The sequence below is a fragment of the Pantoea sp. RIT-PI-b genome (genome assembly GCF_001187905.1).
GTDB classification, from domain to species: domain Bacteria; phylum Pseudomonadota; class Gammaproteobacteria; order Enterobacterales; family Enterobacteriaceae; genus Pantoea; species Pantoea nemavictus.
Genome location: NZ_LGIS01000007.1, coordinates 26,307 through 52,210, shown reverse-complemented (window position 1 = coordinate 52,210; position 25,904 = coordinate 26,307). Strand labels below are relative to the sequence as shown.

Here is a 25,904-nt window from a genome sequence, read left to right as displayed (position 1 = left end):
CTGAGTATCAATCCCGCTCCAACTCACTCACCTGCCATCTTACCGAGCTCACACCTTTCTCCAGGCTAATACGGCTCACCAGGCTCTCAAGCTGATCGGTTAATGTCGGATTTCCCATCACCTCCGCATTAACCTCCATACGATGTGGTGGATCCATGTCTTCACTATGTAGTGATTGCAGACGTAAGCCGCTGCCACCCAGCGTATGCAGCATCAGGCTGCGTACCTGAACTTCGTCTTGTGCCAGACAGATGATTTGCACTTTATAGTGCTGTATCGCTTCGGCGGCTGAGACGATGGTTTGGCGGTTAATGCCAAGCGCCAACTCGCGCAACAGGATATTGGCGCACAGGATCACCATGCAGCCAATGGTTGCCTCCAACAGCAGTCCCATGCTGCACAGCACGCCAACAGCAGCCGTGCACCATAAGGTTGCGGCGGTATTTAATCCGCGGATGTTCAGGCCATCACGCATGATCACGCCACCGCCGAGAAAGCCGATCCCTGAGACGACATAAGCCGCAACCCGCGATGCATCAGTTGCGATGCCGGGTACGCTTTGCGTCATCAAAACAAAGAGACATGCGCCGGTGCTAACGAGCGCATTGGTGCGCAGTCCAGTCATACGTTGACGTAACTGACGCTCGCAGCCAATTAACGCACCCAACACCAACGCGACGGTGACGCGCAGTAAAAAGATTTTCCAATCCATAATAGACCTCACTCCGCAGCATTTAAGAGTGCGGAAAAACACAGGTTAAAAATGGATTACAGACAGTGCCAATACCGCCGTGAATCAGCAGCATTACGCTAATGAAAGGAGAGATTCAGAAAGGATATCTACCGTCTTAACGCGCGGTTAAGACAGCGTTACAAGAGCTATCTTACCGCAAGAGCCTGTTGTAATCGTTCGGGACTTGTGTCCAATGTCGTTATCCTCTTGAGTAAAAATTCGCCGCGATTTTAGAGCGCCTTGCGCTGCATTGCCAACCGCAAAATCCACTTCGTTTAATTTGGGTTTATGACGAAAAACCCGCCGAAGCGGGTTAAATGTGCATGCTTATCGTCCCGTCGTCAGCCAACGGCTCAGTGTGCCTGAGTTAGCGTAACCACTGATAATGGCGGCATAACTATCAAAGCGGTTGCTGACCTCACTCACCTGGTTGTTATACAGATCGCTTTCAGCACTCAGTACGTCCAGCAATGTGCGACGACCTAAGTGATACCACTGATCATAAAAGTCTTTGCGGATACGGTCAGATTCCACGATCAGGTTTTTGTATAATGTGGCGCGCTCAGCCGTTGAATGCGCATTTTGGTTAGCAGCACGCACGCGGTTTTCCAGATCGCGACGCTGCTCCTGCACTTGCTGACGGCTCGCCTCGGCGCGCTTAATCGCAGCAATTTCCTGGGCGTTAGTGGAACCACCGCGGAACAAGCCCCAGCTTACGTTCAAACCGGTTTGCCACGCCTGTTGTCGTCCCAACTGATCTTCGCGCGTGTTTTTGCTTACCGTCCAGTTGAGCTTGGGTAAACCAGAGGCTTTAATCGCCTCGGCTTCTTTGAACGCTGCACGCTCTTCAGCACTGGCGCGTAAGATCAGAGGATGGACATCCAGGCTGGCCAACTGGCGATTTAAGTCACCAAACGATAGAGCCCAATTGTCGCTGGCTGGCAAAGTCACACGGCTATTGCCCATCAGGCGATTCAGGGTGATTTCTACATCACGCGCGCGTGATTCGGCATTTTCCAGGTAGCTTTGCGCCTGAAGTAAGCGCCCTTTCGCCTGCGTCAATTCACTACGACGTCCCGCATCAGACTGAACAATTCCACTCAACATCTTGGTTAGGTCTGCCATACGTGCGAGATATTGCTTACTGATGCTGATAACGTGCTGTTGTTTATTCCATTCAATCAGCGCATTAGTCACCTGCATTGCCAGATCTTCGCGTTGAGCCTGAACCGACTGCCTTGCCGACGTCACGCGCTCCTCGCGACTTTCGATGGTACGGCTCGTTTGGCCAAAGTCGATAAGGTTGGTCGCCACCGAAACTCCTAAGGATGGCGTATTGCCCTGGTATTCGTAATTTTTAGTGCCGCTACCAAACTCTTTCGTGGCTGAAGCAGCGCTGACATCAACCTGCGGCCAACGCTGACCTTTGGCTTCATCAACGCTGGCCTCAGCCGCATCGCCCTGCGCGATATAGGACCTCAACGCCGGGCTGATTCGCCAGGTAATGCGTGCAGCTGAGAGAAACTTTTGGCGAATTTCACTTTCTGCGACCGTTTCATTCGACGTGCCACTGAGCATCACCGGCGAGCTTTTCCCTACCGGATCGCTTGCAACAGACGGGCTGACATAACTGAAATTAGCCGGGGAGCTAGCTGCTGGCGCATAAGACGTAGTCTGCGCAGGTTGCGGCTCTTGCTTAACACTACGCACCGATTGCATCGGATTAAACGGCTGTGCTTCGGGACGGCGTTGCTCCTCGGTCAGGAAGCCGCCGCCCTGTATCTCCGCAGCATAAGTAGACATGGCCCTGGCTGATGTCGGTGGCTCAACAATTGCACGTTGTTGAGGAATCTCTGCTACCGCAGGCGGCAACGTTGGCGCAGCTGGCGGCTGAACCTGCTGAATATGAACGGGCGCAGGAATCTGCCTTTCAGCAACGATTGGCTGCTGTTTGGGCTGAGATATTATTGGCCGCGCGAAGGTTGGCGCAGATACCGATGGCACGGGTGCTGGCGCAACTGCAACCGGCGCAGGTAGCGCTCGCACCGCTTTCGGAGGTGGCGCAATCGGGCGATGGCCGCTCATCTCCGCAAACATCATCAGCTCACTGGTGGAATCAGCCATTACATTAACCGCGGGTGCCATCACAACCGCGACACATACGGCAAGCAAAGAGAGATGACGCGCCTGTGTATGGCGCATCTTGTTATTATTTTTCATGATTATTAACGCTCGCGGAATGCTTCTTTGGCTTTCAGGACCGGCTTCAGCAGGTAATCGAGAATGGTTTTCTCACCCGTGCGCACCTCGACGGTAGCGATCATGCCGGGAATAATCGGCAGATCTTTATTGCCCGCATGTAAGGTGCTTTTATCCGTCAAAATTAATACGCGATAGTAGGTATCATCCGGACGTCCACTGGCGGCTTTCTGATCGTCTTTCAACGTATCCGGACTGATGTACTCCACGTGTCCATCAAGCCCGCCGTAGATTGCAAAGTCGTAGGCAGTGATCTTTACCTTGGCCGGTAAACCAGGGCGCAGGAATGCCACATCCGAAGGACGAATTTTTCCCTCTACCAGCAGCTGTTCTTCCAGAGGAACGATTTCCAGAATATGTTCGCCCGGCTGAATCACCCCGCCGATGGTATTAACACGCACGTTTTTCACCGTGCCGCGAACCGGCGCGTTAATGGTGGTACGCTCAACGATATCGGCACGACCAATAAGGTTTTCACTGACCTGGCCCAGCTCAAGCTCCATACGCGCCAGCTCTGCATGAGCGTCAGACTGATAGCGGTTACGACGTTCAACGATTTGCGCCTGAATGTCGTTCGCCTGACGCTGCATTCGCAGCAATTCGACTTCTGACAAAAGACCTTTAGCAGCGAGCGGCTCTGCCAGACGAATCTCGCGCATCGACAGTGCATAACTACGTTGCAGCGAGTTAACACTGTCATTCAAAGCCCTTTTACGTGACTCATAGGCTTTGGTTTCCTGTGAGACAACGGCCGGATCGCTTTTTACCTGCTCATCAAACATCAACGGCTGCTCATAAGCCTCTGCACGCAAGCGTGCAATGCTGCCTTTCAAACCCACTACTTTGCTCAGTACTTCGCGGTAGCTTGATTGCGCGCGCGTCGGATCAATCTTCAGCAGCACATCACCGCGATCCACCACCGTACCTTCCCGCACGTTCATCTCAGCCAGAATGCCGCCTTCCAGGCTCTGTATGACCTGTTCACGGCTACGAGAAATGACTTTGCCATCTCCTTTGGTGATCTCTTCCACTCGCGCGTAGTTGGCCCAGGTAATGCCGACACCTAATACCGCAATGATGATCCACATCACCAGCTTGGAACCGGGTGTGGTTTGTGACAGCAGTGAAGCCTGGACGTCATTCATGAATTCGGCATCAGCAGCGGAAAGACCTTTCGCGCTCTTACGCCATGGCATTAATTTGCTCATACTGCAGCCTCCTCTGCTGCTGCTTCCACCGGCGCTGACACTGCCGAAGCATCGTTTGCGGGGGCTGGGGCATCCACTACCTGTTCAACTGCCTGACGCGGCCGACGAACTTTATTTTTTCCTTCCAGCGCGGCCAGAACCTGATCTTTCGGGCCGTCTGCGACCACTTTTCCCTCTTCCACCACGATGATGCGATCAACCAGCGCCAGAATGGACGGACGGTGCGTCACCACAATCAGCGTGTGTCCTTCACTGGCACGACGTAAATGCGCCAGGAATTGGTTTTCAGTCATGCTGTCCATTGCGCTGGTCGGCTCATCCATCAGTAGCACTTTAGGGCGCGTTAACAGCGTTCTTGCCAGGGAAACCAGCTGACGCTGACCGCCGGACAAACCTTCACCGCCCTCTCCTACCGTCAGATTGATCCCACTCGGGTGACGTGCGGCGACATGATCCAAACCGGTGAGATTAAGCACGCGCAGCAGCTCATTGGCCGTCGCATCTGGACGCCCAATCATGACGTTTTCGCGCAGCGTGCCGTAGAAAAGACGTGCATCCTGGCCGACAAAACCCACCGCTTTACGCCAGTCCGCCGGATCAATCTGGTTCACATCCAGACCATCGGCGGATATCTGTCCTTGCACGGGTTGGTACAAACGCGCCATTACACGTAGCAAGGTGGACTTGCCGCTGCCGATACGACCCAGAATCGCCACACGCTCTCCGGCTTTGATGCTTAACGAGATATCTTTGAGGATCTCCGGATTGGGCTTCATCGGCGGAGCCGGATAGGAGAAGTTGACGTTGCTCAGCGTGATCTCACCACTCAGCGGAGGATCCGTGAGGTAGGTTTTACTGCTGTCGCGATCGACGGGCATTTCCATCAGCTTGTTTAACGAGGTTAATGCCGCCTTTGCCTGCTGATAGCGAACTGCCAGGCCAATTACCTGACCGAGTGGACCGGTGGCACGGCTGGCGAGCATGACGGTCGCGATCATTGCACCCATGGTAAAAGTGCCTTCGTTAATCAGATAAACACCGGCTACGACCAACATTACCGTCTGGAATTGCTGTAGGAACGTCACCACACCGGTTGCCAGCGTCGAGTAACGTTTTGATTTCATCGAGTTAGCTGATTGCAGCGCGCTGAAGTTTTCCCAACGACGCTGCATATGCGCTTCACCACCAACGGCTTTCAGCGTTTCCATGCCTTCAACCGACTCAATCAGCACGCCTTGTTTAAGCGAAGCATCTCGCAAGTTCTCTTTCATGATGCGCGCCAGCGGCCACTGGATCGCGGCACTGACGATGATGATCATGGGGATCATCATCAGAGGGATGATGGCCAGCGGACCGCTAATGAAGAAAATGACGCCGACAAACATCAGAATGAAGGGCAGATCGGAAATGGCTGCCAGCGTCGCCGAGGCCACAAAGTCGCGCACGGATTCGTACTCACGGATTTGGTTGGCAAACGTACCGGAAGAAGCCGGTTTATGTTCCATCTGGATTGAGAGTGCCTGGCGGAACAGCATGCTACCCAGCACCAGATCGGCTTTTTTACCGGCCATATCCAGCAGATGAGCACGTACAAAGCGCGTTACCGCTTCAAACACCATGGCGATGGTGACGCCAATCGCCAGCGACCACAGCGTCACAAACGCCTGATTTGGCACCACGCGGTCATAAACGTTCATGGTGAAGAAGATGCTGGAGAGCGCTAAAACGTTAATCAACACAGCCGCAATTGCCGCACTGCGGTAGTAGCGTCGATAGCGCCACAGTGTGGAAAACAGCCAGTGGCCTTTCACTTCCGGCAACATTTCGCTGGCGCGTTCATCCACCACCGCTGTCGGTTTTGCCATCACGGCAAAGCCAGCGTAGATCTCATAAAGTTCCGCCATGCTCATCTCGACAGCAGAGGCACTGACTTCTGGCATCACCAACTGGAAACGCAGTTCGCGCTGATTCTCCTCATTGGTATGAATGCGGCGCGACAGCACAATGCACCCGCCGCCCTCTTTGCGCAGCAGAATCATCGGCATCAGTTGTTCCGGTAAATCTTGCAGACGCCGCTCCACCATGCCGCCGGTGATACCCGCATTCTCTAGCGCAGTCATGGCCTGTGAGGGTGAGAGCAATGTCGCTTTTGGCAAACCGGCCACCAGCGCTTCTTCACTTTTCTCGCGTTTGTAGTGTTTGCAGATCCAAGCCACGCTTTTTAACAACGTGTCATCTACCGTGGTTTCAATACGAGCAACAGAACGCGCATCCTGCTCCACAGCATCCTGCTTCTGGTCGACCATTTCCCGACTCCTGTAAACCTGACAAAAAACGGTGAGCAGATTGCCCACCGTTGTACCTGTTTGAATTGGGAAAATTCTGACAGAAGGCAGGTTTTAAGCCGTCCAAGACTTGTCTCAAACGGTTATGAATATTTGTTTAAACTCATGACTGGGGGCGCTGCGGTGGGCTTTATGCCGCTCTTTTATAACGATAATCGCAGGGCTGTTGATGGCTGTCCTAGGCGTGTTATCTTACTGGCTCGCTTGATAGCAATCGGACAATTAGCAATGGCAAAACAGCGGATAGGAGTTGTGTTTGGTGGCAAGTCGGCCGAGCACGAAGTGTCATTACAGTCAGCCAAAAATATCCTCGAAGCCATCGATAAGAGTAAATATGAGGTGGTTTTACTGGGGATTGATAAGCAGGGGGAGTGGCATCTGAATGATGCGTCAGGGTTCTTGCTCAACGCCGAGAATCCGGCGCTGATTGCCCTCAATCGTTCAGGTGAACATGTCGCGCTGGTACCTGGCAGCTCTTCTCAGCAGCTGATTACCCGTCAGCAAGCGCAACCGCTCTCACAGCTGGATGTGATTTTCCCGATCGTGCACGGTACGCTGGGCGAAGATGGATCGCTGCAGGGTTTATTGCGCATGGCCAATCTGCCGTTTGTCGGTTCTGACGTGCTCGGTTCTGCGGTCAGCATGGATAAGGATTTCACCAAACGTCTGCTACGCGATGCGGGACTCAAGGTGGCACCGTGGCTGAGTGTGATCCAGACACAACGTGCCCATGTCGATGCCCAAGCGGTGATTGCCCGCTTTGGCTTGCCGCTGTTTATCAAACCCGCGAACCAGGGTTCTTCGGTCGGGGTGAGTAAAGTCGATAGCCTGGAAGCGTTTGATGTCGCGCTGGACCTCGCCTTTACTTTCGATCGTAAGGTCCTGATTGAGCAAGGTATCAAAGGACGCGAAATCGAATGCGCCGTGTTGGGTAATGAGTCCCCGCAAGCCAGTCCCTGTGGTGAGGTCGTGGTGCACGATGCTTTCTACTCCTACGACACTAAATACATCAGCGAAAGCGGTGCGCAGGTGGTGGTTCCCGCCGCCATCAGTGACGAAGCCAGCGAGGCGATTCGCGCCGTGGCGATCACCGCATTCCAGGCGCTGGAGTGTTTTGGCATGGCGCGCGTGGATGTGTTCCTGCAGGATGATGGCGAGATTATTGTCAACGAAGTGAATACCTTACCTGGCTTCACCAACATCAGTATGTATCCAAAGTTATGGCAGGCTGCGGGTTTGAGCTACAGCGATTTGATAACTCGCCTGATTGAGCTGGCGCAGCAGCGCCATCAGCAGAGCAGCCAGTTGAAAAGCAGCGTGTAGTCAAGTGTGACGTGGCTCAGGCCACGTCATGCATCATGCTGCGCGGCTCCATCGCCGGTGAGGTTTGATTACGGCCATTGCGCTTGGCGAGGTAGAGGTTTTTATCCGCCGCTGACACTAAACGGTTAATTACGCCGGGCCACTCACGTTCGCTCTGCGCACTGCCGCGCGCCAGACCTAAGCTGGCTGTCACCGTCACCGTGTTGCCCTGAATCCAGAACTTCTCTTTCACCATCGCCTGACGCACCGTTTCGGCCAGTTGGTACAGCTGGCTGTGATTGCAGTCGAAAACCACTATCACAAACTCCTCCCCGCCAAAGCGACAAACCATACCGCGATTGCCCACTACCCGCTGAATACGACGCGCAATCTCTTCCAGCACGCAATCTCCGGCATCATGACCAAAATTGTCATTAATGGCTTTGAAATAGTCGACATCCAGCATCACCACGCCCGCTTCACGCTGCAGTGAAAATGGCTCATTTCTCAGGCTCTCATACAGGCCAGAACGCGAGAGTAGCTGAGTGAGAAAATCAAAATTTGCTCGTAATGCGAGACGATGATTCAACTGCCGAATCGCGTCCATGCTCACCGCCACCAACAATGGACTCAGCGCGACAGTGGCCACGCCAAGGCGGGCTGAAGTGAGGTGGCTAATCGGTAGTAGCGCGTCGTCGCCCTGAATGTTCATCACGCCATGCGACACTAATACAATCTCGGTGATGCCGGTGATGAGGATCACCAGGCTGGTCAGCGGAATGGGCAACACAATTGCACACCAGATCAGCGCTGGCACCGGGAATGTCAGGCTGCCTGCGCCGCCAATCAATGCGCCCACGGTCAGCGACAGGATCACCGCTGCCAGTGGCAACAGTTTGCCCGGATGCAGCAAGGTACGCGGCGCTACGGTGCGCAGCGGACGCGCCAGCATGACCGGTAGCAACATCAGCGACGTTGAGAATTGCTCGCTAAACCAGTCGCCCCACGCCACGATAAAACGCGCATTGAAGTCGATATCCTGCGCCCATGCCCCCCAGGTTGCGCAAGCCGCCGCGCCGAGAAAACAGGCTGGGAAAATGCGCATGGCATTGACCACCTGGCTGTTAGCAGAAGGACGTTGCAGATGTTTGATCAGCATACTGACCGAGACGAGGATAAAAAGAATATTGGCAAAATTCACGGTAAACGCAGGCAGCGCCCAGCCGGAAAATACCGTGTCGTTAAAAATCATCGCACTGAAGCACACCAGATAGCTGGAAGTGGTGTGCAAAAACGGATTACGCACCATTAAACCGGCGACCAATGCATTCACCGGCCAGAACAGTGAAAACTCTTGCGGGATGCGCAAATGGCTGCCAATAAAGCAGAAAAAAAGCGTAATGAAGAACAGCGTGAGAGTATTCTTTTTTAAATTATTCTCTTCAAACAGCATAACGCGCATACGTCTGAACCCTGTAACGTAGAAATTGCTGCCATCAGCCATGGGCATCAGCAAGCATTAAACCTGAAATAACCGCGCGATGATTCGGTAATTAAGCAAGTGTTCGTCATCCTACTCTGCGGCTGGACGGCGCTCAATCTGCCATGAAAACAGCATGGAAACCAAATGGCAGGGTGGGAACGCCAGAGACAAAAGATCAAGCCGGCGGCAATTATGCCCTGTAAATAAAAAAATCGGCTATCCGAGATATCCGATTTTTACTTTCAAAACTACCGTTAATGCCAGGATTAAGGGTTATTTCAACGCCACAGGCCACTGACTGAGGCGAATGCCACGTTGGCGCGCGTTTTCGCCAAAGTCTTGCAGCACAGCCTTCACATCCGGATCCATATATTTAGCGTTATCGTGCTCGGCAACCACCACGCTGTTTTCCGGAATCTCTGCCAGTAATCCCTGCAGTTTCGGATTATGCATAAAGGTCAGATTTTGCTGGAAGCGTAATACGTAATGATCGTCATAACGCGTGAGCTGCAATGCATTGCGATGGCTTTTATAGATACTGCAAAGAATTTGCGTCGCGATGCCAATTCCGATGCCGGCCAGCATGCCAAATACGATAATGCCGCCGATAGTGGCAAGGAATGGCACATATTGCTGTGGCCCCATGCGCATCTGCTCAATGAACAGGCGTGGCGTAGCCAGCTTATAGCCGGTATAAAGCAGCACGGCCGCCAGACTGGCAAGCGGGATAGCATTCAGCAGATGGCTAAACCACAAGCCGCAGATCAGCAGCAGCCCACCATGAATCAGGATGGAGAGCTTAGTTTGCGCCCCCGCACTGACGTTAACCGAGCTGCGCACAATCACCGCGGTAATGGGCATTGCGCCGAGGAAACCGGCGGCCAAATTACCCATTCCCTGAGCAAACATCTCTCTGTTGGGCGATGGCGCAGGATGCTGCGGACGCAGTTTTTTTAGCGCTTCCTGACTCAGCAGTGTTTCAAGACTCGCCACCAGCGCCAGGGTTATCGCCACCATCCACACCGAAGGATTCCGCCATGCTTGCCAATCTGGCGTTTCCAGTTCTGCCACCAACGCTGACATGCTATCGAAGGCCGGCAGTGCGATACGCGGCAAGCTTTCTGCCAGTGAAGGAAACATGCGCTCGCCAAACACCGTCGCAGCACAACCCACCAGTACCGCCACCAGCGGACCGGGCATCCAGTTCAGGGCCTTCACCGATTTGATCAGCGGCGTGGTCCACAACCAGAGGATGATCAGGCCAGTGCCGGCAACCAACATTGCACTGCTTGAGAACTGAAACTCACCGTTCACCAGCGAAATTAATTCGACGTCTCCCGCGGCACCCAGTGCCACCGGAATTTGCTGCATAATCAGCAAAATACCAATTGCCGCCAGCATGCCTTTAATGACGCTACTCGGTACCAGCGTGATAAAACGTCCGGCACGTAATAAGCCAAATAGGCACTGCAATCCACCCGCCAGAATAAGCGCGGTGAGAAAGGCAGAAAAACTGCCTAGCGTCGCGATCGACGCGACCACAATAGTGACTAATCCCGCCGCCGGACCGCTGACCGCAAAGCGCGAAGGGCTCAGCGCAGTGACCAGCAAACCGCCAATCACGCCGGTAAGCAGACCAGCAAAGGGTGGCAGTCCGCTAGCCTGAGCGATACCAAGACACAGCGGCAGCGCCACCAGAAACACCACCAAACCAGCCGGAATATCCTGACGAAGCGTGTTTAAATTCATGGCGTATCTTCCTCTGCACAAAGGGTAATTAACCGCTTGCAGAGCGGCAAAGCCCACCTGCGATTTTTCGCTAATAAAGGTTTTAGGGTCATCACAATAATCTTCTCTCAACGTTTAAAAATATCGCTTTCAGGGAATAGCGTCGTCATTAAACGCGGCTATTGAGAACAATTGAGGATGAAAGCAGAACTTCCTCACAAAAATTGTTTATAGACGCTTATGGATAGAGTTGCATCAGGAATATTTATACGGTCGCCATACATGGCTATTTTGTAAAAATAGATTCAACAAATGTATAATTTAAGTAATGTTATGCAAGTGAGCGCATTATGCATAATTCAAATAATATGCATTGATAACAAATAAATAGGGTAAGAAATTAATGTTATATTCTTTATACCATTACAAAAATATACACACATCAACACTGTGCCTTCCTATTTATTCGTTAATTTAAACATTTTGTGTTGAGAGAAATCTTAATTAAAAAATTTATGATTAGCGTGATTCACTACCTTACCGCCCATTAGGCAATATATTTCACCATTCACAGCGCATATATTAAGCAAGAGATCAGGAAAATAATGAGGGGAATAATAGTTACATGAAAAAGTAAATATGACTGGACCTGAAGAGGGCACAAATGCGCCTGCAAGGACAGGCGCTATTTCGCTTGACGAACTATTTACCGTTCCACGCTTTCATGCGCGCATCACGCACCTGCAACTGCTGTTGAGGTGTCAGCTTGTTATAGTTTTCTGCCATACCACTTTCCCAGTCACCATACAGCGGATTCGGCAATACAATGAATTGAGTGCCAAAACGTTGATGGTTGAGACTGACAAACTGCTGCCGCTGAGCATTCCCCTGATGCCAGGTCGCACCACCAAAATCATTCAGATTATCGCCGACGTACAGCACCACGTTATAACCGGCATTTTTCACCGCATCGAAGCGCTCCTGCTTATTCGAATTGCCGGTGCTAAGACGCACGGTTTTATCGCTAACGCCGGTGAAGCCCAACTTATTCAGGTTCTCAACGGTCGCGGTGTAATCCTTTTGATCGCGATTGGAGATATAGAACATGGTGCCGCCGTGGCTGTTGACGTAATTGGCGAACTCCACTGCGCCCGGAACTGCCGTTGCCTGTCGCGCTTGGGTCCATGCCGACCAGGTTTTGCCGGAGAATGGCTGACCGTTCTTCGCCTGCCACGCGCTGTAAGCGCTGTTATCAATCATCGTTTCATCCAGATCGACAATCACCGCTTTGGGTTTTCCCGCCAGCGATGGCGCCTGATCAAACGCCATGCGCGCTGAGTTAAAGGCCTGCCAGCTCAATGCCTGATACTCGCCGGATTGCTGGAACCAGTTTACTGCCAGTACCGACTGCTGACCGAGCTGTTGCTGCGCCTGCTGGTTTGAGGTTTGCGCACAGCCTGACAGCGCTAACGCCATTAAGCCGGACGCCGCCAGCAAGGTGGTTTTTTTCATCATTTCATCCTTAAGTGATTAGGGTCAGTTTTTGTAAAGCTTTAAAAATGTAGCAGTTAACGTAAGCTGTGGGCACCAGAATAACGCCGTTTTATAAGAGGAGAGACTTATGACACAGCACCAACACAGCGGTCCACGATCAACGCTGCTGGATGGATTTTCCTGGCTGGAATACGCATTTCAACCCGCTGGTCAGCCGGTTCCAAGCGATGCGGCTTATGGCCAGCAGCGTCATAGCGCTAACGTGGTGCTGGCTAAGCAAAATCTGCCGCCAAAAAGTTGTGAATCCGATGGCGTGATTGGCGAAGATCATCTGCCGGTAGCGGTGTATACCGCCGATTGTTTGCCGGTTTTATTTGCTGATACGCAGCAGCATCAGGTGGCGGCGGTTCACGCCGGATTAAAAGGCACGCTGGGCGGTGTGTTACATAATGCCGTCGATCGTCTGTTAGCACGGGGCGCCAGGCTCGAAACGCTGCATGTGGCCATCGGTCCCGCCATCGGTCCATGCTGCTATGAACTGGGCCAGGATCTTGTCACGCAAATGCAGGATCGTCCCGATCTTCCGCCCCTAAAGTGGTCAGCTCAGCAGCCACACAATGCACAGGCCATTCGCCCGCAGGCGCAAGCACAGCAGCAAGGAATTTGGTTTGATTTGCCACATCTGGCGTGGGAATTATTGTTACAGCGCGGTATTCAGGCTGAGCATATTGAGGTGCTGAAGGTTTGCACTTATTGCATGGCGGAGTCGGGATCCAGCTATCGCTACAACACCCACTTTGACAGCGGCTACCAATCGCGCTTTTCGTGGATTCGCACCCGCGCTTAAGGCTTCACCTCCCTGTGAAGCCTCGACGGTCAGTGAATCACAGCATTAAGAGCGAGAACGCCCGCTAAACCCAGAATAGAGATCAGCGTTTCCATTACCGTCCAGGTTTTCAACGTCTCCACTACGCTCAGGTTGAAGTAGCCCTTAAACAGCCAGAAGCCAGGATCGTTAACGTGTGAGGCGATCACGCTGCCAGCGCCAACTGCCAGCACCATTAAGGCCGGATCGGCATGGGTTGCAGCGATAATCGGCGTCACAATACCTGCGGTGGTGATGGCGGCGACCGTCGCCGAACCCAGTGCGATACGCAGCATCGCCGCCACCGTCCAGCACATCAGCAGTGGCGACAGTGACGAGCCTTTCATCATGTCGGCGATATAATTACCGACACCGCTGTCCACCAGCACCTGTTTGAACGCACCACCACCGGCGATGATGAAAAGGATCATGGCGATAGCGGCAATCGACTCGCCACACATATCCATGACTTCTTCCATCTTGCGACCGTTGCGCAGGCCTAGCGTCAGCACTGCAATCACCACCGCAATAAATAGCGCCACCGCCGGGTTGCCGATGAATTCAAAGAACTGACGTAACGCGTTCTCTTTTGGCGTGGTTAACTCAAACACGGCGGCGATCGCCATCAGCACCACGGGAATAACCGCGGCAAAGATACTGATACCGAAGCCTGGCATCTCTTCTTCGGTGAAAATTTTCGGGTTATAAAGCCCTTCTGGCGGCGACTTCTCAAAACCTTTGAGGAATTTTGAGAAAATCGGCCCGGCAATAATCACCGTCGGGATGGTGATGATCATGCCGTACAGCAAAGTGGTGCCGAGATTCGCCCCAAAGATAGTGGCAATCGCCGTTGGACCGGGATGCGGTGGCAGGAAGCAGTGAGTCACCGACAGCGCGGCAACCATGGGTACACCGACATACAGCAAGGGTAAGCCCGCAGCGGCCACGATAGTGAACACCAGCGGTAACAGCAGCACGAAGCCAACTTCATAGAACATCGCCAGACCGACGATCAGCCCAGTAACTACCAGCGCCCATTGCAGCCGCTCTTTACCGAAGGCGGCGATGAGCGTCGTTGCCACGCGTTGCGCCGCACCGGTATCCGAAACCAGCCGCCCGAGCATAGCACCAAAGCCGAGGATCATCGCTAACCCGCCCAGCGTCGAGCCGATCCCTTTCTGAATCGAGGCCATCACATTCAGCGGCGTCATACCTTCGGCAATACCCACTACCGCCGACACAAACACCAACGCAATGAAGCCGTTGACCTTAAATACAATCATCAACACCAGCAGCAGTATCACACCCAGCACAATGATGGTTATTGGCATTTTTTATTATCCTTAGGAATACAGAGGGGTGATTAAGGTTTAGGCGCGGCCCGGCGATAATGCCAGCCGCACCTCGGCATCACACCGCGACACGCATGCCACCGTCAACGAACAGCAGATGGCCGTTAACGAAGTTCGATGCGCCCGACGCGAGGAACACTGCCGCGCCAATCAACTCTTCTGGCTTGCCCCAGCGTGCGGCGGGTGTACGTTTGGTTAGCCAACCCGTAAAGGCGGGATCGTCGGCCAGCGCCTGCGTCATCTCCGTGACGAAATAGCCCGGCGCAATCGCATTCACCTGAATGTTGTGACGCGCGAGCTCCACGCACATGCCGCGCGTCAGCATGGTGACAGCACCTTTTGAGGCGGCATACGGCGTGATGGTGTCGCGGCCCAATTCACTCTGCATCGAACCAATGTTGATAATTTTACCCTGCTGACGCGCCACCATTTTTTTCGCCACGGTTTGCGACACCAGAAATACCGCCGTCTGGTTGACGGCAATCACGTCATTCCAGTCCTGTTCAGGGAATTCGAGGAACGGACGACGGCGCTGAATGCCGGCATTGTTCACCAGCACATCAATGGCGCCCCACTCCGCTTCAATCTCATCAACCGCCTGCCTGACCTGCGCCGATTGGGTGACGTCAAAGGCTTTGGCGTGCGCACGCAGCCCCAACTCACGCAGCTGGGCGGCACCTTTCTGTGCGCCTGCATCGGTGGTGGCATTGACGATCACTTCGGCGCCAGCCTCAGCCAGACCGCGCGCCAGCAGGAAGCCAATGCCACGCGCTGAACCGGTGAGCAGTACACGCTTACCTTCGAGGGAAAATAACTGACTCATCACTGCTCCTTAAAAGGTTAACTGAACTTTAGCGGCGCGGGTTTTATCGCCAGCAAACTGCAGCGCGGCATCAATATCCTGCAAGGCGTATTCGCCGCTGAACAGCGGCAAGGGATCAACCACACCGTTAGCCAGCCACTCGACGGCGGTATTAAATTCATGGGTAAAGCGGAAGGAACCGACCAGATTAATCTCTTTAGCAATCAGCGCCATAATCGGGAAGTTCGGAATGGTACCGCCCATGCCAACCTGCACCAGCGTACCTTTAGCACAGACCACATCGAGGCAACGCTGCAGCGAAGAGGGATGCCCAGAGGCTTCAAACGCCACATCGAAATAGCCTTTGTCGGCAAGATAAGGCGCGAAATCGCCATCAGCTGCATGGATGACGTCGGTTGCACCCATTTGCTGCGCCATCTTCAGTGAACGTTCGCTGATGTCGCTACAGACAATCGATGCTGCTCCGCGTGCTTTTGCCGCCGCCGCAATCAGACAACCTATAGGCCCAACACCCGAAATAAATACCTGTTTGCCGGTGAGATCGCCCGCCTGATGCGTTGCGTGAATGCACACTGCCAGCGGCTCGGCGAAGACCATCACCGTTTCATCGGCATCCTGCGGAAAAGGCACACATTGCGCGCTATCTACCACTTTGTATTGGGTAAAGCCGCCGTCAACGTGCGGGACATACATGGCGCTACCAAAGAAGCGCATTGAGGTGCACTGGTTTTCCTGATCGCGCTGGCAATATTTGCATTCGCCGCAGGGTTTAGATGGATTGACCGCGACTTTTTGATCCGGCTTTAGTTGTTGATTATCGCTTTCCACCACGTAGCCAATCACTTCATGTCCGAGGATCATCGGCATTTTGATCTCAAAACTGCCGACCTTACCTTCCTGATAGTAATGCAGATCGGAGCCACAGATGCCGCCGCGCGTAATGCGAACTAACGTGCCTTTTCCCTCCCATTTCACCTGCTGCTGTGCAACGCTGACTTGTTTTTTTCCAGTGATCACACCGGATTGCGTGTCGATATTCATCCTATCCCCCTGAGTGCTAAACAATGGGGCCATCAGACCGGGTTACGCAGCGTTAAACTGTGACAAAGATCACTCAAAAACATGTTACGGAACAGGTGTTACTGGGAACGTGATGTACGCAATGCAGAACAGGAAAAAGGCGGTCATGAATTGCCGCCTGTGAAGAGAATCAGTAGCCCGACATCAGGTCGTGACTGTATTTGAACAGCTCTGAATCTGAGCGCAAACCCAGTTTTTTCAACGCAGATTGTTTTTGTCCGCTCACAGTTTTACGGCTGCGTTTAAATTTCACTGCAATCTGCGACACGCTCAAACCATCAAGGAAACACCGCACCACTTCTACTTCGCGTGGGCTTAGGGTTTTCACCTTCTCATACATATTGCCTTTGCTGTTGAAATCGTGGTTCTCATCCAGCGACTCTTCGCTCATCACATAGAGATTTTCCACTTCATAGGCCACTTCTTTAGACAAGAATAAACGCCCTTGCGCCACCTGACGGATGGCGTGCGTAATATCCTGCATATTGTGACTTTTGCCGATAAACCCTTTTACGCCCGCGCTCAGCACCATTTTGACGATTGCCGGGCTTTCCATTGAGGAGGAGATCAGAATTTTCTGCTGTGGATAGTGATTACGTAATTGCTTAACCAACGCAAGACCGTCCAGCTCACGTTCACCAAGAAGAAAATCCAGTACCAGTACATCAACGGTGGTACTTCTTAGCTGATTAAATAACTCATTGCTTGAAGCCCAGGTGCCCACCAAATGAATATCGGGCTCATGTTTTAAACACAACTCGAAAACGGTACGGACCATGGGGTGATCATCAAGGACAGCAACACGCACTTGCTTATTGTGTGCATATACCATTTATTTATTCCTTTATTACAGTTTTAACTTTGTCCAATTGTGATAACCACACCAGATGAAGTGAATCAATGATATTAAAAAGCGACACTTAAAATAATCAATCGGTCGCAGCGCTATCATTATCAAAATAATTTAACCCGTAAAATGAATCTGTCATTCGTTTCTTCAGGCTGTCTTATTTATTGCGCTGGCTTTTAACTTTTCCGGCCACACAAAACTGCGAAAATTCTGACTTAACTCCTCAACCAGACCACATAAGAATTGTCTTGAAAGGTCCCGAGCTAGTTAACACATTGAATAAAAACACCAATTAATAAAAAGCCATTTTTCCTCGAGCAGGTGCTTTCTTTATCAATATGTCACTATTTCAAGAATGGTCGCAAAACACAGGTACAAAGATGATAGGAGAAGAGAATTATTTAAATGTCTCTATACTCCCTTGTCCTTACTGCAATTAATGTAATTACTTTGTCTTGAGATGGTATCGTGTTCATTCAGCCTGCAATTTTTCGTCTGGCAACGTTATTGCTGCTAATTTTATTTTCCTGCTCATCGGTTGCGGCGGAAAAAACACTGCAACTACTTGCACGCTATGATACGACGCAGCCAGCCCTGCAATTAGCGGAACCCATTCCTTCTGGATTTCGTAATAAAGTGCTCAAGGTTGCCGTAGCAGGTCAGCCACAACCGCCTTTATATATGGACACCGATAAACGACGCTTTGAAGGACTCAGTGCTGATTACCTCTCTCTGATTCAAAGCATGCTCGATACCACGATTGAGCTCTATCACTATCCCAGCCATAGCGCCGCGCAAAATGCGGTGATTAACGGCGAAATGCAGATGCTAGCGATCAATGTCGTGCTGCCATCGTCACAACCGCAGCCTTTACTCGCCAGCGTCCCCTGGATGCTGGATTACAGTGTGGTAGGTCATAAACCCGATCATGCTATTAACCTGAATCACACGCTTGCGCAGCGCGTCGCCTGGTCCGGCCCTCCCCCACAACGCGAATACCTTGAGAATATCTATCAAGATGACCATTTGGTGCGTTTTCCCGGTTATTACGATGCGGTAGCAGCAGTGGTGTTTGATCAAACCGGTCAGGTTTGGGGCAATGCCGCCACGCTGAACCATCTCAATCGTTACCTGTTCGCGCATGCCTTAAAAGTGGCGCCCGATGAGCAGAGCATTCCCATGGATGTTAGCTTTGGCATCAGTCCACAGTTGCCCAAACTGGCTGATGCGATCAATCAGGCACTGCAGCAGATCCCGCTGTCGATTCGTATGCAGATAGCCAAACGCTGGCAGCTTGATGCCCATCATGTCTTGCAGAGCAATCCCCTCGCGTTAACTCAGGAAGAGGAGCAGTGGTTGAAGGAACACCCACGCATTGATACCTCGCTCTCAACGGTGCTGGCTCCCTTAAGCAGCCGAACCGGAAACATGCCATTCCGCGGCATGACCGTCGACGTGCTGGAGCTTATTACCAACCTCACGGGAATGAGTTTTATCGCGCATGGCCAGGAAGATGATCCACCAACCAGCAGCAGTGATATGTTGCCCAGTCTGTTTCCGCTGGAGATCCTTGAGCGGGAAGACGAGAAGCATCCCCAACTGACCACGCGTCCGTGGTTAGTTTCGCATTGGGTTATCATCCGCAATCAGAAACCCCGCAGTATCATCGGCCAGGATACCTTCCCATTTGGTTCGGCATTGATGCTGAGCAATCAGGTGATGAAAGAGTGGATGCTGCAGCACTATCCAAATCTGAACCTTACGCCTGTAGACGATCCGGTTGACGCCTTACGCCAGCTGCAAGATCACAAGGTTGACGCTGTGGTGCTCCCCAAAATCTTTGCGGATTACCTGCTACGCAATCATTTCGGCGACAGGTTAAATGTCGAAAGCACGCTGGGTGCAGAACCTGCACGTTTTGTCATGCGTGCTACGCCCGGTAATGAACTGTTAATCAGTATTCTGAATAAAGCGTTACTGGCAATTCCACCGGAAACGCTGTTTAAACTGCTGGCACAGTGGCGTCAGGCAGAAACCCCGTTCCTCAGCGCCTCATGGCAAAACTACAAACAGGCGGTTTTGATTATTGTGTCAGTGTCAGCCGGATTAATCCTGTTGATCCTGTTCTGGAATCATCACTTACGCAAAGTCATTCAGCAGCGTATTCAAGCCGAAAATGCCTTGAAAAATCAGCTTAATTTTACGCATACGTTATTTAATGAATCCCCGGTCGCGATGTATATTCGCGACAAAAAAACCCGCCTGGTTGACTGTAATCAAGCCTATTTACGCTTTATGAATTTTCGCCGCGATGAGGTCATTGGCAAACGCCTTTCTGACGTGCTAACCGGCAACAATGAAAGCATTCACAGTATTGAAGATGGCTACCAGCAAACCCTGCTGGATGGCGAAGCTGTGATACGCGATATCCATATGGCGCTTGATCATCAGGCTTATCAGCTCTATCACTGGACGCTACCGTTTCGCGATCGACTAGGCGATGTGGCGGGCGTCATCGGCGGCTGGCTGGACGTGACCGAACGTAATGCGCTGCTGCAGGAGCTTCAGCTGGCAAAAGATGCCGCCGACAAAGCGAATCGATCCAAAAGTGAATTTCTCGCCAGCATGAGCCATGAGATCCGTACGCCGCTGCATGCCATTATTGGCCTGCTCGAGCTGGAAACCCGATCGCATGCCGCGGACTCGCTCTCAGAAAATATTCGTGTCGCCTACAGTTCAGCTCACGCATTGCTCTCTTTAATTGGCGATGTGCTCGATCTGTCGAAAATTGAATCGGGTCTGTATCAGCCCACGCTGGAAACCGTCTATTTGCCGGATGTGATCGAGCAAGCCGTCGCCCTGTTCCGTAATAAGGCCGAGAGCAAGGGGCTCGATCTGCGTGTGGAGATGGATATTGCCGCTTACTGGGTGAAAACCGATCCGCTGATGATTAATCAGATCCTGTCTAATCTGTTAAGCAACGCGATTAAGTTTACCGAAGAAGGTACGGTTACCGTGGTGCTTATGCAGGGCATCGCGCAGGAAGAGGAAGGCAGCGAATTCGTCATTGAAGTGAGCGATAACGGCTGCGGCATGACGGAAGATCAGCAACATGCCATATTCGAACCCTTCGTGCAGGTCGGAGATCGTCATCAGCAGCAACTGGGCACCGGATTAGGATTAAGTATCTGCCGTAATCTGGCACATTTGCTGGATGGCGAATTAATTGTCGAAAGTGCACCAGGTGAAGGCGCCGTTTTCTCCTTCTACTTCCGCGCAGCGCAAGGCGAACCACGCGATCAAACGCAACCTCACCTGTCACAACCGCCGTTATCTGACAAGCTTTCGGTCCTGGTGATTGATGATCATGCACCGAACCGTTTACTGCTCGGTAAGCAACTCGAAATGTCAGGCCATCAGGTGGTAGTGAGTGAAAGTGCTGCTGAAGCATTGGCGCTTTGGCAGCAGGAACCGCTGCGTTTTGATTTGATTATTACCGATTGCAATATGCCGTCGATGAATGGCTTTCAATTCGCTGAAGCGTTGCGCCAATATGAGCAGCAATATCAACTACCACCGATTATGCTGTTTGGTCTGACCGCATCTGCCGAGCAGCATATTATGCAGCGCTGCTTACAGGCGGGCATGAATGACTGTCTGTTTAAGCCTTTGAACCTCGATAGATTGCTGGCGAAGATCGCGCAGTGTATTCATCGTGGCCCGGATGACGCACGGCAAAATTATGCAGCAGCGGATGAAAGAGAGCGGATCAATGAAGTCGCCGTTACTGAAGCTGTTGGATCTGATAGCGCACTGTTCCCACCGTTTTTAATCCAACTTGCTGAGCGGGATGCGGAAAGCTGCCGGGCATTGCTCACCAGCATCCGTACCAGCCACGATGAATTGCTCCGTGAGTTGCAGCAGACACAGGAAGCAAGCACGCTATCCCAGCTAGGCCATAAACTTAAAGGGGGGGCCGCGATTCTGAATGCTCATGCCTTGATGAAATTAGGTCGGCAGCTGGAAGTGCACCGTGAAGAAGCGTATGACGCGCAAGCGTTAATTCAGCAAATAACATTAGAAATCGGCCGGGTGAATCAGACATTATTTGAATTCGCAGTAACTCATCTGAAAAATCAGTAATTTTTTTAGCTTCATAATTTTAACGAGACATTTCTCGGTTCGCACCATTACGTCGGCGGACATAATACCTTCAGCGTCATCACTACGATGGCGTCAAAGGGAGAGATATGTTTAATGCAAAAATCCTCATCATTGATGAGCATCGTTTGGTTGCCGCCGGCGTGCAGGCTTTATTATTAATGAATGGCTTTAATTGTGTCACTACTGCGCACACAATTAACGATGGCATTGATGACATCATTCATCAGCACATCGACATATTGATATTAGATCCTGAATTCAAAGAAAAAAATGGCATCGCATTTTTACGCGATATTGTTAAATCGAAGAGTTGGATGAAAGTCATATTGATAAGCCAGGGTGGGAACAACCACATTTCAATACAATCGCTTAGCCAGGGCGCAAATGGGTTTGTTTCAACCTATGATCCCATTCAAACCCTGATCGCTGCGATCGGCTGCGTCTCGAATAATGTAAATTACCTGCCCGGTGACATTCTGGATAAACGCCAGCGCTATGTAAATGAGCAAGATATGCTTTCTCGCTTAACAGATCGTGAGAATTTAATCCTGCGCCAACTCGCTCAAGGAAAATCAAATAAAACCATCGCTTATGAACTTGGGTTGAATAATAAAACTATCAGCACCTATAAAACAAAAATATTCCAAAAACTCGAATCAAAAAATTTATTCGATATTATTGAGCTTGCACGCCGCAACGGTGCATGTTGAAAGAAAATCAAGACCAGTCTTGCGGAATTAAAGAACGATGGCATGGCATGATATCCCTCGTCCTTACCCCGGACAGTGTGTAATAGATTGAGTACTACTGAAATCCATAACCACAGAGCTAATTTATTAGCCCCATCTTCATGCTATTACAGGGCGAGTAGGTTTCTTCCCGTGCCTGGCGAAAGCGTCCGAAACTTTCGTCTGCGACTTACCGCCCTGCTTTTTTTGATGTTTCTCACAGGCTGAACGCCTCACATTTCCTTCCCGCTAAAATCCCGCTAGAGTTCACTCATCCGACCACTTTCTGAGTATGTGATCATGTCTGAGCATTATGCCCACCTGTTTGCCCCGCTGGATTTGGGATTTACCCAACTCAAAAACCGTTTCCTGATGGGCTCGATGCATACTGGATTAGAGGAACATGCAGCAGGCGCTGAGCGTCTGGCGGCATTCTACGCTGAGCGCGCACGCGAAGGCGTGGCGCTGATTGTCACGGGTGGCATTGCCCCCAATCCGCAAGGTGTGGTGGCGCAAGGTGGTGCGATACTCAACCAGGAGCATCAGTGCGACTGGCACCGTGAGATCACGGGTGCCGTGCATGCGGCAGGCGGAAAAATCGCGCTGCAAATTCTGCATGCTGGGCGCTACAGCTATCAGCGCGATCTGGTTGCGCCTTCGGCGTTGCAGGCACCGATCAATCCCCTTACACCGCAAGCGCTCAGCGATGCTGACATTCAGAAAACCATTCAGGACTTTGCTCGCTGCGCCAGGCTGGCACAACAGGCGGGTTATGATGGCGTTGAGATTATGGGCTCGGAAGGTTATCTGATTAACCAATTTCTGGTGGCGCATACCAATCAACGTGATGATGATTGGGGTGGCGACGTGGTGCGCCGGCAGCGGTTTGCACTAGCCGTCACGCAGGCGGTACGCGATGCCGTTGGCCGCGACTTCATCATTATTTTCCGCTTATCGATGCTGGATCTGGTGAATAACGGCAGCTCGCTGGAAGAGACGCTGGCGCTGGCACACGCGCTGGAACAGTGTGGCGTGACGCTGTTTAATAGCGGCATTGGCTGGCATGAAGCGCGCATTCCGACCATCGCAACCTGCGTGCCTCGCGCCGGTTTTGCCTGGGTTACGCAACATTTACGCGAGCGCGTTTCGGTGCCGGTCATCGCCACCAATCGCATCAACCATCCTGATATTGCCGAACAACTGTTACGCGACGGGATTGCCGATATGGTGTCGATGGCGCGTCCATTTCTCGCCGATGCCGCTTTCGTCAGCAAGGCAAAAAACGGTCAGCCGGACGCCATCAACACCTGCATTGCCTGTAATCAGGCCTGCCTGGATCAGATTTTTGTCGGCAAAGTGACCTCATGCCTGGTCAATCCGCGCGCCTGCCACGAAACGCTAATGCCGGTGATCAACACTGAACTACCGAAAAAACTGGCGGTGGTAGGCGCCGGTCCTGCCGGCATGGCCTTCGCCCTGCAGGCAGCACAGCGTGGCCATCAGGTTACGCTGTATGAAGCTGATGCACAGATTGGCGGGCAATTTAACATCGCCCGGCAAATCCCCGGTAAAGAAGAGTTCAGTGAAACGCTGCGTTATTTCCGCCATCAACTCGCCGCCGCGGGCGTAACGATCAACACACAACACCGGGTGACCGCTGGCGAGCTGGAAGCCTCGGATGAAGTGATCATCGCTACCGGCATCATCCCGCGCCAGCTGGCGATTCCCGGCATCGACCACCCTAGCGTACTGAGTTATCTCGACGTCATACGCGATAAAAAACCGGTGGGAAAACGTGTGGCCATCATCGGTGCGGGCGGCATTGGTTTTGATACTGCCGAGTTCCTGCTGCATCAAACCAGTCATGAAGATTTCTACCAAAGCTGGGGCATTGATCGAAGCTTACAGGCACGTGGTGGTTTGATTACCCCACAACCGCAGCCGGCCGATCGACAAATCTGGCTGCTGCAGCGCAAATCAGGTAAGCCGGGCGCTGGGCTGGCGAAAACCACCGGCTGGATTCATCGCGCCAGTTTGCAGGCACACGGCGTGCAGATGTGGGGTGATGTCGAATATTTGAAGATTGATGATGCTGGGCTACATCTGCGTCATCAGGGCGAAGATATGACGTTGGTGGTAGATAATGTGGTGATTTGTGCCGGTCAGGAGCCGCTGCGTCAGCTGGCGGACGAGCTCAGCGCACGGGGTAAAGCGGTGCGGGTGATTGGTGGTGCAGACGTGGCGCAGGAGCTGGATGCTCGCCGCGCCATTGCTCAGGCGACCGAACTGGCGCTAAGTGTCTGATTAACGCAGTTTGACCGAGCGCAACACGACAAACTTGGCATTGGACGCCACCAGCTCGCAGTTGCCAAACAGCTTTTTCATTTTGACGTGATAACCGAGGTGGCGGTTGCCAACGATGCGCAACTCGCCGCCATACTGCAGGCAGCGTTTCGCATCACGCAGCATTTGCCACGCCAGATGATCGGTCACCGCGTGCTGCTGATGGAACGGTGGATTACACAGTACCGCATGCAGGCGATCCGACGGGAAGCCGCTCAACACGTTGTTAACGCGGAACTGGCAGCGCGCCATATCCTGCGGGCGGTTCACTTCCACGTTCAGCTTGCTTGATGCCACCGCCATGTAAGATTCGTCATAAAACAGCACATCTGCAGCCGGGTTCTGTTCCAGCGCCAGCAAGCCAATCACGCCATTGCCACAGCCCAAATCGAGGATCTCACCTTCAATGTCAAAAGGCAGATGCTGCATAAAGAAACGTGCGCCGACATCCAGCGAGGCGCGGGAGAAGACGTTGGCGTGGTTATGGATCTGATACGCAGAATCGTCGAGCGGCCACACGGTGGTCGCAGGCTGATCGGCTAACGTTGGTGCGCTATAGCGGCTATAAATCAGACGGGCTTTTTTCCATGCCAGCGAGGTTTTGCTCTCACCCAGAATGCGCTCAAACAGTTGCAGCGTGGAGTTGTGAATATCTTTGGCTTTCGCCGCCGCCAAAATCAGCGTGTCCGGCGTCACCACCTCGCGCAGCGCGCGCAGCTGATGCTCAAGCAGCGCCAGCGCTTTAGGGATTTTGATCATCACCACGGCTGGCGCAGCGGGCAGCGGCGCCAGGCTATCGATAAAGTGCACCTGATCCTCATCCATCTCGTTGAGGCGCAGGTTCTGTTTCGCCGCTTGTTCACTCAGTAAAGAGTCACTCACGTGCCACACCGGGCGCGCGCCTAATCCGCAGGTCAGGGCACCAAAGCTGTCGTTGAACACCAACACCGGTCCCTCGGGCAGCTCTTGCTGCAACAGGTACTCATCAGCGGAATCCCACGCCTGTAGCGGGCTCTCCTCGCGCATAGGCGGGAAGCGGTGCAGCGTCAGCGTGCGATTGGTCAGTTCAAGTTGGCTCATGGAATCTCCGGCGTGGTACACTTTGCGCGATTTTCGCCCTAAAAAGGGGGCGCAGTATACTGTCTTT

The 25,904-nt window shown here is 52.4% G+C and carries 17 protein-coding genes; 5 read left to right on the top strand and 12 right to left on the bottom strand.

What is annotated here, in order from left to right; genetic code table 11:
• Window positions 1–7: 7 nt before the first annotated feature.
• The 4 genes from AC790_RS00325 to AC790_RS00310 form a co-directional block, all read right to left on the bottom strand.
• A complete protein-coding gene (locus AC790_RS00325; protein WP_009127550.1) occupies window positions 8–712 on the bottom strand; it encodes an MgtC/SapB family protein in 705 nt (234 codons plus the stop codon).
• A 348-nt stretch (window positions 713–1,060) separates the two neighbouring features.
• Window positions 1,061–2,953, bottom strand: coding sequence for a TolC family protein (locus AC790_RS00320; RefSeq protein WP_072093379.1), 1,893 nt, complete (start codon window positions 2,951–2,953; stop codon window positions 1,061–1,063).
• A gap of 5 nt (window positions 2,954–2,958) precedes the next feature.
• Window positions 2,959–4,200: an HlyD family type I secretion periplasmic adaptor subunit gene (locus AC790_RS00315; RefSeq protein ID WP_049850566.1), complete on the bottom strand. Its 1,242-nt coding sequence runs from the start codon at window positions 4,198–4,200 to the stop codon at window positions 2,959–2,961.
• On the bottom strand, window positions 4,197–6,506 hold the full coding sequence (locus AC790_RS00310) for a type I secretion system permease/ATPase (protein WP_049850565.1): 2,310 nt from the start codon (window positions 6,504–6,506) through the stop codon (window positions 4,197–4,199). Before AC790_RS00310 ends, AC790_RS00315 begins: the two co-directional genes overlap by 4 nt.
• A 267-nt stretch (window positions 6,507–6,773) precedes the next feature.
• Here AC790_RS00310 and ddlA point away from each other — a divergent pair, with 267 nt between their 5' ends.
• Window positions 6,774–7,868: a D-alanine--D-alanine ligase gene (ddlA, locus tag AC790_RS00305; protein ID WP_049850564.1), complete on the top strand. Its 1,095-nt coding sequence runs from the start codon at window positions 6,774–6,776 to the stop codon at window positions 7,866–7,868.
• Between the two features lie 16 nt (window positions 7,869–7,884).
• Here ddlA and AC790_RS00300 read toward each other — a convergent pair whose 3' ends face one another.
• The 3 genes from AC790_RS00300 to AC790_RS00290 form a co-directional block, all read right to left on the bottom strand.
• On the bottom strand, window positions 7,885–9,309 hold the full coding sequence (locus AC790_RS00300; protein ID WP_009127538.1) for a GGDEF domain-containing protein: 1,425 nt from the start codon (window positions 9,307–9,309) through the stop codon (window positions 7,885–7,887).
• 294 nt (window positions 9,310–9,603) lie between these two features.
• Complete coding sequence (locus tag AC790_RS00295; protein WP_049850563.1) at window positions 9,604–11,079, bottom strand: SulP family inorganic anion transporter; 1,476 nt, start codon at window positions 11,077–11,079, stop codon at window positions 9,604–9,606.
• A 681-nt stretch (window positions 11,080–11,760) separates the two neighbouring features.
• The gene (locus tag AC790_RS00290; protein WP_049850562.1) at window positions 11,761–12,570 is read right to left on the bottom strand and encodes a 5'-nucleotidase, lipoprotein e(P4) family; all 810 of its coding nucleotides are present in this window, start codon (window positions 12,568–12,570) and stop codon (window positions 11,761–11,763) included.
• Window positions 12,571–12,679: 109 nt separating this feature from the next.
• On the opposite strand from AC790_RS00290, the gene AC790_RS00285 reads away from it, so the two are divergent.
• A complete protein-coding gene (locus AC790_RS00285; protein ID WP_049850561.1) occupies window positions 12,680–13,399 on the top strand; it encodes a polyphenol oxidase family protein in 720 nt (239 codons plus the stop codon).
• 29 nt (window positions 13,400–13,428) lie between these two features.
• Here the strand turns inward: AC790_RS00285 and AC790_RS00280 are convergent, their stop codons facing one another.
• The 4 genes from AC790_RS00280 to AC790_RS00265 form a co-directional block, all read right to left on the bottom strand.
• Window positions 13,429–14,748: a gluconate:H+ symporter gene (locus tag AC790_RS00280; protein ID WP_009127531.1), complete on the bottom strand. Its 1,320-nt coding sequence runs from the start codon at window positions 14,746–14,748 to the stop codon at window positions 13,429–13,431.
• Window positions 14,749–14,827: 79 nt separating this feature from the next.
• A complete protein-coding gene (gene idnO / locus AC790_RS00275) occupies window positions 14,828–15,592 on the bottom strand; it encodes a gluconate 5-dehydrogenase (protein WP_049850560.1) in 765 nt (254 codons plus the stop codon).
• Window positions 15,593–15,601: 9 nt separating this feature from the next.
• The gene (gene idnD / locus AC790_RS00270) at window positions 15,602–16,633 is read right to left on the bottom strand and encodes an L-idonate 5-dehydrogenase (RefSeq protein ID WP_049850559.1); all 1,032 of its coding nucleotides are present in this window, start codon (window positions 16,631–16,633) and stop codon (window positions 15,602–15,604) included.
• Between the two features lie 169 nt (window positions 16,634–16,802).
• A complete protein-coding gene (locus tag AC790_RS00265) occupies window positions 16,803–17,504 on the bottom strand; it encodes a response regulator transcription factor (RefSeq protein WP_009127526.1) in 702 nt (233 codons plus the stop codon).
• Window positions 17,505–17,990: 486 nt separating this feature from the next.
• On the opposite strand from AC790_RS00265, the gene AC790_RS00260 reads away from it, so the two are divergent.
• The 3 genes from AC790_RS00260 to AC790_RS00250 all read left to right on the top strand — a co-directional run bounded on the left by AC790_RS00260 (window position 17,991) and on the right by AC790_RS00250 (window position 24,718).
• Window positions 17,991–21,665 (top strand): ATP-binding protein, encoded by a 3,675-nt coding sequence (locus tag AC790_RS00260; protein ID WP_049850558.1) that lies wholly within the window; start codon window positions 17,991–17,993, stop codon window positions 21,663–21,665.
• 107 nt (window positions 21,666–21,772) lie between these two features.
• Window positions 21,773–22,396 carry a response regulator transcription factor gene (locus tag AC790_RS00255; protein ID WP_009127522.1) on the top strand — a complete coding sequence of 208 codons (624 nt, stop codon included), beginning with the start codon at window positions 21,773–21,775 and terminating at the stop codon, window positions 22,394–22,396.
• Between the two features lie 318 nt (window positions 22,397–22,714).
• A complete protein-coding gene (locus AC790_RS00250) occupies window positions 22,715–24,718 on the top strand; it encodes an NADPH-dependent 2,4-dienoyl-CoA reductase (RefSeq protein WP_152929103.1) in 2,004 nt (667 codons plus the stop codon).
• Here AC790_RS00250 and rlmG read toward each other — a convergent pair whose 3' ends face one another.
• On the bottom strand, window positions 24,719–25,837 hold the full coding sequence (gene rlmG, locus AC790_RS00245) for a 23S rRNA (guanine(1835)-N(2))-methyltransferase RlmG (protein ID WP_009127519.1): 1,119 nt from the start codon (window positions 25,835–25,837) through the stop codon (window positions 24,719–24,721).
• Window positions 25,838–25,904 lie beyond the last annotated feature (67 nt).

What these genes read in the sequence shown, in the direction of transcription:
- AC790_RS00255 (WP_009127522.1), top strand. Translation starts at nt 21,773, where the DNA reads ATGTTTAATGCAAAAATCCTCATCATTGATGAGCATCGTTTGGTTGCC.
- AC790_RS00310 (WP_049850565.1), bottom strand. Translation starts at nt 6,506, where the DNA reads ATGGTCGACCAGAAGCAGGATGCTGTGGAGCAGGATGCGCGTTCTGTT.
- AC790_RS00285 (WP_049850561.1), top strand. Translation starts at nt 12,680, where the DNA reads ATGACACAGCACCAACACAGCGGTCCACGATCAACGCTGCTGGATGGA.
- idnO (WP_049850560.1), bottom strand. Translation starts at nt 15,592, where the DNA reads ATGAGTCAGTTATTTTCCCTCGAAGGTAAGCGTGTACTGCTCACCGGT.
- AC790_RS00295 (WP_049850563.1), bottom strand. Translation starts at nt 11,079, where the DNA reads ATGAATTTAAACACGCTTCGTCAGGATATTCCGGCTGGTTTGGTGGTG.
- AC790_RS00300 (WP_009127538.1), bottom strand. Translation starts at nt 9,309, where the DNA reads ATGCGCGTTATGCTGTTTGAAGAGAATAATTTAAAAAAGAATACTCTC.
- AC790_RS00280 (WP_009127531.1), bottom strand. Translation starts at nt 14,748, where the DNA reads ATGCCAATAACCATCATTGTGCTGGGTGTGATACTGCTGCTGGTGTTG.
- AC790_RS00265 (WP_009127526.1), bottom strand. Translation starts at nt 17,504, where the DNA reads ATGGTATATGCACACAATAAGCAAGTGCGTGTTGCTGTCCTTGATGAT.
- AC790_RS00320 (WP_072093379.1), bottom strand. Translation starts at nt 2,953, where the DNA reads ATGAAAAATAATAACAAGATGCGCCATACACAGGCGCGTCATCTCTCT.
- ddlA (WP_049850564.1), top strand. Translation starts at nt 6,774, where the DNA reads ATGGCAAAACAGCGGATAGGAGTTGTGTTTGGTGGCAAGTCGGCCGAG.
- AC790_RS00290 (WP_049850562.1), bottom strand. Translation starts at nt 12,570, where the DNA reads ATGAAAAAAACCACCTTGCTGGCGGCGTCCGGCTTAATGGCGTTAGCG.
- AC790_RS00315 (WP_049850566.1), bottom strand. Translation starts at nt 4,200, where the DNA reads ATGAGCAAATTAATGCCATGGCGTAAGAGCGCGAAAGGTCTTTCCGCT.
- AC790_RS00250 (WP_152929103.1), top strand. Translation starts at nt 22,715, where the DNA reads ATGTCTGAGCATTATGCCCACCTGTTTGCCCCGCTGGATTTGGGATTT.
- AC790_RS00325 (WP_009127550.1), bottom strand. Translation starts at nt 712, where the DNA reads ATGGATTGGAAAATCTTTTTACTGCGCGTCACCGTCGCGTTGGTGTTG.
- rlmG (WP_009127519.1), bottom strand. Translation starts at nt 25,837, where the DNA reads ATGAGCCAACTTGAACTGACCAATCGCACGCTGACGCTGCACCGCTTC.
- idnD (WP_049850559.1), bottom strand. Translation starts at nt 16,633, where the DNA reads ATGAATATCGACACGCAATCCGGTGTGATCACTGGAAAAAAACAAGTC.